This window comes from Christiangramia aquimixticola (assembly GCF_048285835.1).
Lineage (GTDB): Bacteria > Bacteroidota > Bacteroidia > Flavobacteriales > Flavobacteriaceae > Christiangramia > Christiangramia aquimixticola.
Map to the genome: position 1 here is coordinate 1 of NZ_JBLVTL010000271.1, position 289 is coordinate 289.

The following is a 289-nucleotide window of genomic DNA, read 5'->3' on the forward strand; positions in this document are numbered from 1 at the left end:
TTTCATCGGAGCACCCCCGTCACCAGGCATCACTCTATCTTTATCTTGTTGTTCTGTTCTGGGGATGCTGGCAGGGAAATCATTCATGTGAAAGATATCTATCGCATGCCCATCCAGCATTTTCATTCCTTCAAAACCGGAACCTCCTCGGAATAGGTGATAGACATCTGCGAGGATTTTGGCATCCTTGTCATCTGCGGCTGCTGCCACCGCCATGGCTTGCCCAAGATGGAAGAAAGAGGGAAAGGCCCCCCAAAATTCCAATTGAGGCATAACCCCAGTTTTTCTG

General features: G+C 49.1%; 1 pseudogene. It reads right to left on the reverse strand.

Going from position 1 to position 289, the window contains the following annotated elements:
* Positions 1 to 273, reverse strand: a pseudogene (locus tag ACNKXV_RS14450) (hypothetical protein); the annotation flags it as partial.
* Positions 274 to 289 lie beyond the last annotated feature (16 nt).